The following is a 13,257-nucleotide window of genomic DNA, read 5'->3' as shown; positions in this document are numbered from 1 at the left end:
CTTTCGATGCCGCGTCAGTATCAGACGGGCCGGTGCCGACCGTATCCTCGCGTATTTCGCCGAGGATATCGCCGACCGACACTGACCGAACGTAAATTTTTAGCCGGGGTTATCTTTCGAACTGACAGTCTCGCCACCGTCGCCCGGCCACCGAATCGCCGATTGTGAGATTGATGCCCGCTCGTGACCGTTTGTCGACCGTTCTCCGCCTGTGTACTGGGTCAGATAGTCTCGGGGCCGGCGCGCGCAAGCAAAACACCCCGCTGTGGCCTCGAAGCGGCGAAATCGGGGTTTACGAACGTCCAAAATCTCAGTAGACAGATGCCGAGTTTCTTGACGGAGAACAACCTTAAATCCATTATATCATGCAATACTATGGACGTTCGTATGCTTAAATCGCGTACTATCTGATTTCGTAAAGCCAATCTTTATGTACTGGTCTTGCCAGAGATTTCTCCGTGAACGACTTGACGAAGTTGGCGCTCGCGCCGATAAAGTTGGACGTTCAAACGCAATAATCAGACAGAAATCATGGTACTCGAACCACTCCAAGCAAGCGACCTCGAAACGATAGTCACGGGAGTAAACCTCCTGTGGGTCCTAGTCGTAACGTTCCTGATCTTCTTCATGCACGCCGGCTTCGCCATGCTCGAGGCGGGGCAGGTGCGCTCGAAGAACGTCGCGAACCAGCTCACGAAGAACCTGCTCACCTGGTCGGTCGGGGTGACGGTGTTCTTCCTCATCGGCGCCGGGTTCTCGTCACTGGTCGGCGGTGGCGGCTTCGTCCCGGCGTTCGAGACCTCTGACCCCAACAGCTGGGTCAGCTGGCTGTTCGGCGCCGTCTTCGCGATGACGGCGGCGACCATCGTCTCCGGGGCCGTCGCCGGCCGCGCGAAACTCCGCGCCTACGTGACCTACACGTTCCTGCTGGCCGCGGTCATCTACCCGTTCGTGACGGGCATCACGTGGTCCGGCGCGTACATCAGCTTCGGCGGCGAGGCGTTCCACGACTTCGCCGGCGGGATGATCGTCCACGGCATGGGCGGCATCGCCGGCCTCACCGCCGCCTACGTCCTCGGTCCGCGCATGGGCCGGTACAACGAGGACGGGAGCGCGAACGTCATCCCCGGTCACTCGCTGACCTTCGCCGTGCTCGGGACGCTCATCCTCGCGTTCGGCTGGTACGGGTTCAACGTCGGCACCGCCGCGACGGTGTTCGCCCTCGAGGACGGTGCGCTCTCGCTCGGTGCGTTCTCCTACGTCGGTCGCGTCGCGATGACGACGACCATCGCGATGGCCTGCGGTGCCATCGGCGCCGCGGCCGTCGCCTGGGCCAAGACCGGCAAGGTCGACACCCTCTACGTGGCCAACGGGCTGCTGGCCGGCCTGGTCGGCATCACCGCGATTCCGGACACCACCACCTGGTGGGGCGCGTTCCTCGTCGGTGGCCTCGCGGGCGCTCAGCTGCCCATCGTCTTCAGCTTCATCGAGAAGCGCCTGAAGATCGACGACGTCTGTGCCGTCTTCCCGGTCCACGGGAGCGCCGGTGTGCTCGGGACGCTGATGTTCCCGTTCGTCGCCGTGCCCGGCACCGTCGACTCCATCGCGAACGCGTTCGTCGCACAGCTCATCGGCGTCACGGCCATCGCGGCGTGGACGATTGTCGCGACCGGTGCGGTCTGGGCCGTGCTCAAGGCCATCGGTCAGGCCCGCGTCACGCCCGAACACGAACAGGAAGGTCTCGACGTCAGCGAACACGGCGTCGAGACCTACCCCGAGTTCGGCTCGGGTGAGAGCGTCGTGGCAGACGGTGGTATCATGACCGAAGACGTGCGAACTGACGGAGGTTCCAAAGATGACTGACGAAACTGACATCAAGATGATCGTTGCAATGGTCCGTCCAGACAAACTCGGCGACGTGAAACAGTCGCTCGCGGAAGTCGGCGCGCCCTCGCTGACAGTGACGAACGTCTCCGGCCGCGGCTCACAGCCCGCGAAGAAAGGGCAGTGGCGCGGCGAGGAGTACGTCGTCGACCTCCACCAGAAGGTCAAAATCGAGACGGTCGTCGCGGACATCCCCGCCGAGGACGTGGTCGAAGCCATCGCCGAGGGCGCCCACACGGGCGAGAAGGGCGACGGCAAGATCTTCGTCCTCCCGGTCGACGACGCCTACCAGGTCCGAACAGGCAAGACCGGTCCCGAGGCCGTCTGAGCGGCGGGCGATGGTCGACGATATCGACAGACAGGTGGTGAACGCCCTACTCCGCGACGGGCGGGCGAGTGCCCGCGATGTCGCCGCCGAGACCGGCGTCGCCGCGACGACCGTGTCGCGACGGATGGACCAGCTGGTCGAGACCGGCGTCATCGAGGAGTACACCGCTCGCGTCGACTACGAGGCACTGGGGTACGACGTGACTGCCGTCTTCCAGCTGTCGGTCGATGGCAGCGGGCTCGAGACGGTGACAGAGCGGCTCCGCGACCTTGACAACATGGTCGCGGTGTACGAGGTGACCGGCAGCCACGACATCGTCGCCGTTGGGAAGTTCCGTGACACCGAAGAGATGAACGCACACATCAAGGAACTGCTGACCGACCCTGATATCCGCTCCGCAGCCACCTCCGTCGTGCTGAATACGGTCCGCGAACACGAACAGTTCCCGGTCGACGACACCGGCGAGTAAACTACCGCTGCGGCTGCATTGCCGCAGCGTCGCACTACCGACGCGGCACACAGCCGCGTCGTGTGACACACCTGCGCGGCTGTACTGCCGCGCAGGGTGGACACACGGTCTCCGTGTGTTCTCCGTTCTCCGACACCGACGAGCGACAGCCACAGGAACCACTTCTGATAGTGGCGACGGTGCCATTAAGCCGGTCCACTCGTTCGATGGGGTATGGGCCTGCAAGTCGACGTGCGAAAGCTCGACCTCTTCAACCAGATGGCAAAGGAGGGGTCGGGGACCGTCGCGGACCACCTCGGACAGCTCACGGGGCTTTCCGCGTCGGTCCACACGTCTCAGATTAACTTCCTCGATATCGACGACGTCACGACACACATCGGCGACGAGCGGCAGGTCGGCATCTACGTCGAGCTGAACGAACCGCCCTACGGCTACGTCCTGTTCATGCTCGACCCGGCCGACAGCAAGCGACTCGCCGGCGCGATGATGGGCGGGATGGGTGGGGGCGGCGACGACGAGGGCTTTTCGGAGATGGAGCGCTCCGCGATGCAGGAGATCGGCAACATCATGACCTCCGCCTTCATCGACGGCTGGGCGAACGTGCTGGACACGACCATCGACATGGGGACGCCGAACTTCGTGCTCGGTCCGGCCGCAAACATCATCGAGAAGATGGGCGGCTGGCCCGACTCGGAACTCGTCTTCGTCATCGATTCACAGATTACCGTCGAGGACGGCGACCTGGGGATGACGGTCTACACCTTTCCAGAGCTGGCGGACCTGGTCGCCCTCATCCAGGGTATCGACCTCGACACCGACGTCGAAGCCGACACGCAGGCCGACGACCTGGTGTAAGTGTCCGGTCTGGGAACGTACTGCCGGTGTATCAATCGCTTCCCGTTACGGCCAGCACCCACACCAGTCGCGTTCGGCGGTCGAAACAGAAGTACGTCCGGTTCCAGACGCTTATATTTTGGAACCAGTCACACCACCCCTCGTCGGTGAACGCCACGGTGAACTCCCCGTATCGCTCGCCGAAGACGGCTTCGACGAACCGCTCGGCGAGCCGTTTGGCGTCCTTTCGGTCCCCGTAGGATTCAGGAACGTGCTCGTAACCGGGTACGGTCTCGTCGATGTCCTGAAACGGCGGCTCTAGGAAACTGTAGTACGCCCCGCCGGCAACGAGATTTTCCGTGAGGTAGCCATCAAGCGTGTACGACGGGTAGTGCTCCCACTCGATATCGTCGAACGCCTCGTGCTTGCGGTCGGCTGAGAGTTCCAGTTCCGGGAGCGTCTCGGCAAGCGCCGCCGAAGAGAGGACGCGACGACGGAGCAGTCGACTGGAGCCCCGTGAGAGGGCCCAGTCGAATCGCTCGTCCGGCAAGACACGCACTGCTCCGAGATGGGCGCCCCCGTTGACGTGGATATCGTCGAGAATCGTTTCGAGTTCCAGAGCGGCATCGGGCACGACGGCGCTGGTCGGGACACCGAGCGGGAGTTCGTCGCAGATAGCCTCGCGTTTGTCATACGGGACTTTTTCGCCGGGCAGCGGGTCCAGCAGCGAGTTGGCTGTATCGAACTCCTCGGTCATACGAAATCCATCACTGTAACGGTACAAAAATGCCCGTCAGGAAGAGGCACGTATCGGAACGATGCCCATACTGCCGGCTGTACCAAACGCACGCCACCGAGAATAGCTGTACGAACGTACAGCCGCGTATCACTCGCAGAAAGCGAGCCGACGGCACAGGTGGACACGAGCGGTGCCGTCCTCAGAAATCGGAGATATCTGATGGGTGGTTCGAGAGACGCCGGTGGCGTCTCTCGTCATCTGCTCACGGGCGGCAGAGCCGCCCGTTCGCAGGTTCGTGGGACCGTTGGTCCCACGCTCATCACGAAAGGCGCTAAGCGCCTTTCGAACGACTTCGCTCTACCGAACGTCGGGGTTCCGGCTTCGGACCGGTGGCCGCACTGACAAGCCGCGGTGGCCCGTCTACTCGATGAGCTCCGGCGCGGCGTCGTAGGCCACCTCCTGGACGTGCTCTGGCTCCGTCTCGGGCGGTTCAGGCTCGTGCATGGTCAGTCGTCCGCAGAGATGGGCTGGCCGTCGGCGTCAGTCGGGGCCGGGCTCTCGCCGTCCTCGAAGGGGTACCACGACTGTTTGGCGTCGTTGAGGCAGGGGTCCTCGTACCCCTCGACCTCTTCGGGCTCGGCGAGTTCGACGAGGGTCTCGTGGCCGGTGGCGGCGACCCAGTCGCTGAAGGTCTGGCCCTCCGAGCGCAGCGCCGCGTAGGCCTCGGCGATGTTGCGAATCATGCCGGGCACCTCGTCCGCCGGGACGCGCTGGCGGACCCACTCGGTGAACTCCGCCTCCTCGCCCATGCCGCCGCCGACACCGACGTCCAGGGCTTCGACCATCTCGCCGTCCTTGCGGGCGCGCATCCCCTGGAGCCCGATGTCGCCGGTCATGGCCTGGCCGCAGTCGGCGGTACAGCCCGAGTAGTGCATCTTGATGCGGTCGACGTCGCCTGGCAGCTCGACGTTGTCGCCAAGCCAGCGCAGCATCCGGGCCATCCGGGCCTTGGTCTCGGTCAGCGCCAGCGAACAGAACTCCGTCCCGGTACAGGCAACCGCGCCCTGCGTGAACGGGTTCGGCTCCGGCGAGTACTTCTCTAAGAACGGCTCGTTCAGCAGGTTCGCCAGGTTGCCGTCAGGCACGTCCATGATGAGCGGGTTCTGCCGGCGGGTGAGCCGCACCGCGCCGGAGCCGTAGGCCTCGGCCAGGTCAGCCAGTTTGACGACGTCCTCGGCGGGGAGCCGACCGACAGGCACCGAGAGGCCCACGTAGTTCTTGCCGTCTTTCTGGTCGTAGACGCCGACGTGGTCGTGGGCGCCGAACTCGCTGTTCTTGCCGGCGTTGTAGGTGTACTCGCCACGGAAGTCCGTGCCGGCGGTCTCGAACTCGAAGTCGAGCCGTTCGTCCAGGTCCTCGCGGATCTTCTCGGTGCCGTGCTCGTCGACGAAGAAGCGCGCGCGGTTCTTCGAGCGGTTCGTCCGGTTGCCCTCTTCGTGGTAGTACTCCACGAACTCCCGGACCGTCTCGACGGCGTGTTCGGGCCTGATGAACAGGTTCAGCGGGCGGGCGTTGCGCGGCTCGCGGCCGCCCAGTCCCCCGCCGACGCGGACGTTGAACCCCTTGACCTCCTCGCCGTCGATGAACTTGTGGGCCGGCTCCAGCCCGATGTCGTTGATGGCGTCCTGGGCACACCCCTGCTTGCAGCCCGACACCGAGATGTTGAACTTCCGGGGCATGTTACAGAGGTCGTCGTCCCCGCGGATGGTCTCCTGAATCTCGTCCAGGATTGGTCGGGACTCGATGTACTCCTCGCCTTTGCCCGCGACCGGACAGCCGGAGATGTTTCGCATCGTGTCGCCGCCGGCCGACCGACTGGTCAGCCCGACGCCCTCGAGCTTGTCCCATATCTCCGGGACGTCCTCGAGTTTCAGCCAGTGCATCTGGATGGACTGACGGGTGGTGAAGTCTATCCACGCGTCACCGAACTCGGGGTTCTCGACGGGCCCGCTGGCGTACTCCTCGGCGACCTCACCCACTGCGCGGAGCTGGCCCGGCTCCAGGACGCCCCCGCAGTTGGTCAGGCGCATCATGAAATAGGACTCCTGGCCCTCGCGGTGGTGGAACACGCCCCAGAACAGGAACCGCTTGAACCACTCGTCGCGCTCGTCTTCCGGAATCGACTCCCAGCCGCGCTCCGCGAACTCCTCTATTTTCTCCCGTACCTCGTCCCCGTACATCTCGCCTTTGACTTCTTCTGCTTTGTTGCCCATTGTTGGTTACCTCGTATAGCGATTTTCCGCACAACGTAGTTTAGCTCTATGCGCTTATACTCGGATAAATCAACTGACTGGCAAAGTAAAAACCTGACTATTGAAACAATCATGCTGTAATGCGGAGAATCAACTAAATGTTCAAAATTATAGCTGCCTACAGGAGTTTAAGGAGTTTAGTTGTCTTTGTGAAAAAACAAACATTCGACTGTTCGGCGGGCTGGCCAGCCCGTCTAGTTCTCGTACTCGCTGGCCTGGCCCGGAATCGTGGCGGGGTCGGCCTGTGCCGCGTTCAGCAGCGTCACGTAGAGGCGCCGGCTGCGCTGGAGCCAGCCCAGCTGGACCGACAGGTGACCGAGCAGGAAGAGCCCGAGCAGCGCCCAGTGAACGGGCGTCATCGCCATGCCGGCCTTGACCATCGGGAGGTCCTTCAACAGGTAGTAGACGCCGTTGTACACGCCCGCGTACAGCGCCAGCGCCGGTATCATGATAAGCGGCATCCCGCCCAGCCGGACGATGGCCGGAAGTGACTCGTTGTCGAGCAGCTCGGTCGCGCCGCGAAAGACGCTCACGACGACGATGACCGCGAGGAAGATGCCGGTGTCGGTGAGCGTGGTTCCCTTCCCGGTCAGGAGGGCAAAGACCGCGCCGCCGGCGACGGCCGTCACCAGCGCCACGCCCGTGGTGACGACGGAGGGGTAGCCATGTTTTTTCTTCTTGGGCGCTTTCTTGACGACCTGCGACCCCGTCGAGAGGAACAGATACGCCTTGTAGAACCCGTGGATGATGAGGTGGGCCACCGCCGCGGCGAAAAAGCCCAGCCCACACTGCAGTATCATGAAGCCCATCTGGGCCACGGTCGAGCAGCCAAGCCGGCCCTTGTAGTCGGCCTTGACGAGCATCATCGCCTGCGCGAGGACGGAGCTGACCGCACCGAGGGCGACGATGAGCAACATGACGTTTTGCTGTATCGCAAAGACCGGCGCCAGCCGCGCGAGCAAGACGCCGCCGGCGTTGACGAACCCGGCGTGCATGATGGCGCTTGCCGGCGTCGGCCCCGTCATCGAGGAGAGCAGCCAGCCGTGGAACGGGACCAGCGCCGACTGGACGAGCGCCCCGAGCAGAATGGGCGCGGCGCCCAGCAGCAGCGTCGACCGCGGGAGCGTCTCGACCGACGCCAGTATCCCCGAGATGGTGGCGCTACCGGTCCCCGCAGACAGCGCGAGCAGGCCGATTCCCAGCACCCCGCTCCCGGCGAGGAAGTACCGTCGCGAGAGACGCTTGGCAGCCCGCGCCTGCGGCCAGGCCCTGACGTGGCCGATGAGCTCCGCCATCAGTAGCCCCATCAGCGTCCAGGCGAGGAGGAACAGGACGACGTGGTCGGCCGCGACCAGCGCCATCACCACCAGGGTAAACAGCATGATGCGTGCGAAAAACAGGTCCTCGTCCCTGTTTGCCCGCATATACCGGCGGGAGAAGCTCTGGACGATACCGCTGAAGAAGGTTACTGCGACCCACATCACCTTCGTCAACCCGTCGATACGGACCAGCGGTTCGGCCGCGAGCTCGATGCTGAACCAGGTGGTGGCTGCGACGAGGACGATGCTACCGACAAACAGCGTCCAGACGAGGGTCGTCGAGACGACCGGAACGGCGCTGTACTGTTGACTCGTATGGGACATCTATGGTATCGGAGGATGACCACTTATACGTTTAAAATTTCTGTGTGCGACTGGTAAGTGGTGGTATAATTCCTAAAACACAAAGAATTAGCTCGAATTGCTGAACAAACATCTTACCACGGATTTGGCGGCGCGTAGCGGTCTTGCCGGTCCGAAACCGCCCTAGTGTCTTTGAATTATTTTAGGAATGTAGCCAGATATGTCTACATATATGCGAAGATATTAAGATATAGCTCTCGCTTTTCAACTCCAACTGGTGTAATCTATACGATGGTCGATATCGATCCGACGACTGTTCGGACGCACATAGAGCACGCGGCGGACCGCCTGGGTCGGGTCTGGCCGCTGTACTCCGACGTGGCCGCCAACCCCCTCTCCGGGTTCGAGGACAGGCCCTTCCGGCAGGCTGTCGAGGACGCCGAGACACTGTTCGACGGGCGTGGCTATCCGACCGCCGACCAGTTCCGCCAGGCCTGGGAGTCGGGGGAGATAGACGCGACCATCCTCAATGACCTGCTCGAGGAACACGGTATCGACGAGGAGCCGGGGGTGCTCTTGCGGCGGATGGCCCACGAGGCGGCGGAACGCTCGACCGCCGACACCCACGACGAGCGGCTGAACAGACTGTGCTCGAAGTGGCTCGCGGCCTTCCTCGACCAGGGACAGGCCGGCTGGCCCATGCCCGACCGCGAGCAGGGTTTCTACCGGTCCTGGCGGGCAATCGCACCCTACGACCGCCAAATTCCGGAGTCGGAGACCAACATCGCGACGTACTACCGCAAGCGCCTGACTGACGCCCCGGAGACGGCGATTGAGGCCCTGTATGCAGTCCTCAGCGGCTACGACGAGTCCGAGTGGGAGGACATCTTCGAACACCACCTGGCGGCTCTGCCGGGCTGGGTCGGGCTCATCAAACAGCGGGCCGAGGCGAACAACAACCCCTGGCAGGAGAAGTATCCCGTCACGCTGGTCGACTATCTCGGCGTCCGACTCATCCTCGCCAAACACATGGGCGTCGACATCCTGCCGGAGACCGACGGCACCGAGCGGCCCAAACAGGTCGACTTCCGGCTGCAGGAGATATGGCTGACAGCGTGGGAGCGCAGCTATCAGGACGGCCTGCTGGAGGACATCAACAAGGGGCTTGCCACGTCGAGTACGCAGATGGACGGCAACCGGCCCGACGCCCAGCTGGTCTTCTGTATCGACACCCGCTCTGAGATTATCCGCCGACATCTCGAAGCGACCGGCGACTACGAGACCCACGGCTACGCCGGCTTCTTCGGCGTCCCCATCGAGTACAGGGGCCACCAGTCCAAGGTCCAGACCGACTCCTGTCCGGTGATGGTCGACCCGAAACACCACGTCACCGAGGAGCCGCCGGCCGACGACCCGGCGACGACGTCCTACGAACGGTGGGACCGGCTGAAGACGGACGGCAACAAGTTCCTCAAGTCGCTGAAAAACGACCTGGCGGCCGCCTTCGGCTTCGTCGAGGCCTCCGGGACCTTCTTCGGGGCCGCGCTGGCCTCCCGGACGCTGTTCCCGTCGAAGGTCCACGACGCCCGCGGGAGCGTCGGCCCGGGCGACCCGGCGACGTTCTCGTCGCTGACGCTTTCCGAGACGGCCGACGACGAGGGCCCCGAGTCTCCGGCTATCGGCATCTCGACCGGGCAGAAGGCGTTCTACGCGGAGGCCGCGTTCGACCTCATGGGGTGGGACGACTTTGCCCCCGTGGTCGTGTTCACCGGCCACGAGAGCCAGACCGTCAACAACCCCTACAAGTCGAGTATCGACTGTGGCGCCTGTTCGGGCAGTCCCGGCACGCCGAACGCGCGCGTGCTCGCGACAATCTGCAATAACCCCGAGGTCCGCGAGGAACTCGCCGAACGCGGCATCGACGTCCCCGACGACACCGTCTTCCTCCCCGGGCGGCACAACACCACGACCGACGACGTGACTGTCTTCACCGAGGGCGTCGACCTCACCGAGCGCCAGCAGGCCGTCGTCGAGGACCTGCAGGGTGACCTGGAGACGGCCCAGGCCGCCGCCGCCGAGGAGCGACTGGAGACGCTCGGTATCGAGGCCGACGACCCCGTCCGCGAGACCGAGACCCGCACGGACGACTGGGCCCAGCCACGACCCGAGATCGGGCTGTCGGGCAACGCCGGCTTCGTCATCGGCCCCCGGGAGTTGACCGAAGCCGTCGACCTCGCGGGGCGCTCGTTCCTCCATTCGTACGACTGGGACGGCGACCCCGAGGGCGAGGCCCTGGAGAACATCATGGCGGGGCCGCTGGTCGTCTGTCAGATGATAAACGCCCAGTACTACTTCTCGACGGTCGACAACGAGATATACGGCAGCGGCTCAAAGACCACCCACAACGCCGTGGGCAACGTCGGCGTCTTGCAGGGCAACGGCGGCGACCTCATGATGGGGTTGCCCCTGCAGTCGCTGTACGCCGACGACCGGCAGGCCCTCCACACGCCCATCCGGCTGTCGACGGTCATCCACGCGCCCGTCGACACCGTCACGGACATCCTCGACCGCAACCCCGACCTGGCCACGCTGCTCGATAACAACTGGCTCTCCCTGCTGGTCATCGACCCCACCCAGGACGACGCGACCTTCCGGTACCAGCCGGGCCTGGAGTGGGAGCCACTGGACGCGACGCTCACGACCAAGATCACGGTCGCGAGCACGGACTGATACTGCCGGCTGTAACAAACTGAAGGAATTCGCGGTGGCGAATATCTGTACGAACGTACAGCCGACAGTATGAGCTGCCGCGGTCGGGGCCGCTCTCAGCGGTCCGTCTCGAGGACGTCTCCCCATCTCTCGTAGCCCGCTTGCTCGTGAACCGCCTCGGGGTCAAGCCCCGAGGCATTCGGCCTGCTCAGCCTGTAGAACTGGTCGATGGGTCTGTTCCCGTCCGAGCAGAAAGTAAATCTGTCTGACAGCACCACTACCCCGCCAAGCCCCGTCGTCACTGACGTCGGCAGCCAGCGGTTCGTCGCGGCGAAAACCGCGTTTCACGGTCGTCGAAAATACGGTCGAAAATCGGTCGGTCGCGGTCGACGAGCCTACGGGAACTTCTTGTACGGCAGGAACTTGCCGTCGTAGGTGATGACGACGTGTTCCTCGCCGTCCTGAATCTCCTTGTCGACGCTGACCTCGAAGTCGATGGCGCTCATGATGCCGTCGCCGAACTCCTCGTGCATGATGGCCTTCATCGCGGGCCCGTACACCTGTGGTACCTCGTAGAACCGATACAGTGCGGGGTCGGACGGAATCGACGGCTCTTCCTGCCCTTTCATCGGCGGCGTCTGGAGCCCCTCGATGACGTCTTCCTCGCCGCCCAGTCCCACTGCTTCGGCGATAGCGATGGCCTCTTCCTCGGTCGTGCTCGCGCCATCGTAGACGGCCGACGCGATGTACGTCTTGTCGATGCCGGTCTCCTCTTCGAGGTCGGAGAAGGTGAGGTCCCGCATCTCCTTGGCATCGACCAGTTTCCGTCGCATATCTTTTCGAACTTCCGCGTACGGCTCCATGGTGTTGCGATCGATTGTCATTGGTTGTGTCGTGGGAGGTTGTCCCGCTTGGAGAGTGAGTAAGGTGATATTAAACTATTTTCCTAATACTGGTGGAAATACAGACAAGAGATAGGAATAATCAAAGAACATAATACGATAATATTGTGTGAAACTGGAATTTTGTTAAAACGAGTTGCAGGATTTCCGTTTCCCGAACTGCTCGGCCTGAACGCGCCCGACTCGGAAAATCGTGGTTGAAAATACGCTCGCAAAAACCTAAAATTGAGACATTTGAGAAATTATTCTGAAATATGGCGATGTTTAAATCGACATCCGACCATATTCCTAGTACATTCTAAAGTATGAAACCCAATCGAAGAACCACGCTTATATATCACCTCTTTCGAACAGAGTCTTGTTGCACAATGACCGAAGTCAGCAAGCGTATCAATGGGTTATCGGCGAGAAATCCAGCTAAACGTTCAGTAATTAGCGGTAAAAACAAAGCTTTTGAATACAACACTGCGGGGGAAGCGTAAATGTATCAGGAAAGTGTTACTTCGATCAGTAAGGCGGCCGCGGCGCAGGTGGAACTGATAGAGAAGAGTCTTCCGGCGTACATCGTCCACTCGATGATGGCCGGGGCCTATCTCGGGCTCATCGTCGTCATGACGTTCCTCTTTGGCGGCGCGATGTACCAGACGACGTTCGAACCGCTCCGCGGCTTCGTCATGGCAGCGGTGTTCGGCGGGGCACTGAGTCTGGTCATCGTCGCGGGCTCCGAGCTGTTTACCGGGAACAACATGATAATGACGATGGGAATGCTCTCGGGCCGCGTCGGGCTCCCCGGCACGATGAAAGTGTGGACTTGGTCCTGGGTCGGGAACTTCCTCGGCTCCATCCTCGTGGGTGCGATGGCCTGGCAGGCGGGCGTCCTCGGGGGCGCCGAGGCGCTGCTGGGTACCATCGGCGGCTCGAAGATGTCCATGGACCTCGTCCCGCTGTTCCTGCGAGCGATGCTGTGTAACTGGCTCGTCTGTCTCGCCGTCTGGAGCAACTTCCAGCTGGAGAACACGTCGGCGAAGCTCATCATGATCTGGTGGTGCCTGCTCGCGTTCATCGGCTCGGGCTACGAGCACAGCATCGCCAACATGACCATCCTGTACGGGGCAAACGTCGCCGCCCCGGCCGCCGAGGGTGTCTCCTGGGCCGGTATGGGGTACAACCTCGCCGTCGTCACCGCCGGGAACATGGCCAGCGGTATCCTGTTCATGGGCGCGGCGTACTACTACATCTCCTCCTCGTACGGCTTCGAGTGGGACTGGAGCATGGACGACAACGTCGTCACCGGCGCCGTCAGCGACGACTAATCGACTTCGTGTAGCGCATTCGCTTTTCCGGGGCCCACTGCTGTACCGAGCGACGGCCACTGCGTACCGCGCCGTCTCGACGCGATATCGTCTGTTCCGGGCCTGACCCAACAGTTTCTTTCACCCCGGCGCCGAAGCCGGCGGT

Annotated in this window: 10 protein-coding genes; 6 read left to right on the top strand and 4 right to left on the bottom strand. The window is 62.7% G+C overall.

Annotation, left to right across the window (positions count from 1 at the left end; all coding sequences use genetic code 11):
• The first annotated feature begins 531 nt into the window (after nt 1-531).
• The 4 genes from P1K32_RS07465 to P1K32_RS07450 all read left to right on the top strand — a co-directional run bounded on the left by P1K32_RS07465 (nt 532) and on the right by P1K32_RS07450 (nt 3,536).
• Complete coding sequence (locus tag P1K32_RS07465; protein WP_276252043.1) at nt 532-1,863, top strand: ammonium transporter; 1,332 nt, start codon at nt 532-534, stop codon at nt 1,861-1,863.
• Complete coding sequence (locus P1K32_RS07460; protein WP_276252042.1) at nt 1,856-2,212, top strand: nitrogen regulatory protein GlnK1; 357 nt, start codon at nt 1,856-1,858, stop codon at nt 2,210-2,212. Before P1K32_RS07465 ends, P1K32_RS07460 begins: the two co-directional genes overlap by 8 nt.
• Before the next feature lie 10 nt (nt 2,213-2,222).
• Entirely contained in the window at nt 2,223-2,681 is a 459-nt protein-coding gene (gene lrp, locus P1K32_RS07455) for an HTH-type transcriptional regulator Lrp (protein WP_276252041.1), read from the top strand.
• A 213-nt stretch (nt 2,682-2,894) separates the two neighbouring features.
• The gene (locus tag P1K32_RS07450) at nt 2,895-3,536 is read left to right on the top strand and encodes a chemotaxis protein CheC (RefSeq protein WP_276252040.1); all 642 of its coding nucleotides are present in this window, start codon (nt 2,895-2,897) and stop codon (nt 3,534-3,536) included.
• A gap of 31 nt (nt 3,537-3,567) precedes the next feature.
• Here P1K32_RS07450 and P1K32_RS07445 read toward each other — a convergent pair whose 3' ends face one another.
• The 3 genes from P1K32_RS07445 to P1K32_RS07435 form a co-directional block, all read right to left on the bottom strand.
• The gene (locus P1K32_RS07445) at nt 3,568-4,272 is read right to left on the bottom strand and encodes a hypothetical protein (protein WP_276252039.1); all 705 of its coding nucleotides are present in this window, start codon (nt 4,270-4,272) and stop codon (nt 3,568-3,570) included.
• A gap of 488 nt (nt 4,273-4,760) precedes the next feature.
• Nucleotides 4,761-6,527, bottom strand: a complete 1,767-nt coding sequence (locus tag P1K32_RS07440; RefSeq protein ID WP_276252038.1) for a nitrite/sulfite reductase — start codon at nt 6,525-6,527, stop codon at nt 4,761-4,763.
• A gap of 233 nt (nt 6,528-6,760) precedes the next feature.
• Complete coding sequence (locus tag P1K32_RS07435) at nt 6,761-8,209, bottom strand: proton-conducting transporter transmembrane domain-containing protein (RefSeq protein ID WP_276252037.1); 1,449 nt, start codon at nt 8,207-8,209, stop codon at nt 6,761-6,763.
• Nucleotides 8,210-8,479: 270 nt separating this feature from the next.
• Here P1K32_RS07435 and P1K32_RS07430 point away from each other — a divergent pair, with 270 nt between their 5' ends.
• A complete protein-coding gene (locus P1K32_RS07430) occupies nt 8,480-10,918 on the top strand; it encodes a DUF2309 domain-containing protein (protein WP_276252036.1) in 2,439 nt (812 codons plus the stop codon).
• 374 nt (nt 10,919-11,292) lie between these two features.
• Here the strand turns inward: P1K32_RS07430 and cynS are convergent, their stop codons facing one another.
• Nucleotides 11,293-11,730 carry a cyanase gene (gene cynS / locus P1K32_RS07425; RefSeq protein WP_276252035.1) on the bottom strand — a complete coding sequence of 146 codons (438 nt, stop codon included), beginning with the start codon at nt 11,728-11,730 and terminating at the stop codon, nt 11,293-11,295.
• A gap of 551 nt (nt 11,731-12,281) precedes the next feature.
• Between cynS and P1K32_RS07420 the strand changes: the two genes are divergently transcribed.
• A complete protein-coding gene (locus P1K32_RS07420) occupies nt 12,282-13,112 on the top strand; it encodes a formate/nitrite transporter family protein (protein ID WP_379690956.1) in 831 nt (276 codons plus the stop codon).
• Nucleotides 13,113-13,257 lie beyond the last annotated feature (145 nt).

It is taken from the genome of Haloarcula rara, assembly GCF_029338235.1.
GTDB classification, from domain to species: domain Archaea; phylum Halobacteriota; class Halobacteria; order Halobacteriales; family Haloarculaceae; genus Haloarcula; species Haloarcula rara.
Note: the sequence above shows the minus strand (reverse complement) of the source record. Positions and strands in the feature narration are given on the sequence as shown.

Excerpts from the sequence above, each read along its gene's own strand:
- P1K32_RS07465 (WP_276252043.1), top strand. The coding sequence starts at position 532 with ATGGTACTCGAACCACTCCAAGCAAGCGACCTCGAAACGATAGTCACG.
- P1K32_RS07460 (WP_276252042.1), top strand. The coding sequence starts at position 1,856 with ATGACTGACGAAACTGACATCAAGATGATCGTTGCAATGGTCCGTCCA.
- lrp (WP_276252041.1), top strand. The coding sequence starts at position 2,223 with ATGGTCGACGATATCGACAGACAGGTGGTGAACGCCCTACTCCGCGAC.
- P1K32_RS07450 (WP_276252040.1), top strand. The coding sequence starts at position 2,895 with ATGGGCCTGCAAGTCGACGTGCGAAAGCTCGACCTCTTCAACCAGATG.
- P1K32_RS07445 (WP_276252039.1), bottom strand. The coding sequence starts at position 4,272 with ATGACCGAGGAGTTCGATACAGCCAACTCGCTGCTGGACCCGCTGCCC.
- P1K32_RS07440 (WP_276252038.1), bottom strand. The coding sequence starts at position 6,527 with ATGGGCAACAAAGCAGAAGAAGTCAAAGGCGAGATGTACGGGGACGAG.
- P1K32_RS07435 (WP_276252037.1), bottom strand. The coding sequence starts at position 8,209 with ATGTCCCATACGAGTCAACAGTACAGCGCCGTTCCGGTCGTCTCGACG.
- P1K32_RS07430 (WP_276252036.1), top strand. The coding sequence starts at position 8,480 with ATGGTCGATATCGATCCGACGACTGTTCGGACGCACATAGAGCACGCG.
- cynS (WP_276252035.1), bottom strand. The coding sequence starts at position 11,730 with ATGCGACGGAAACTGGTCGATGCCAAGGAGATGCGGGACCTCACCTTC.
- P1K32_RS07420 (WP_379690956.1), top strand. The coding sequence starts at position 12,282 with ATGTATCAGGAAAGTGTTACTTCGATCAGTAAGGCGGCCGCGGCGCAG.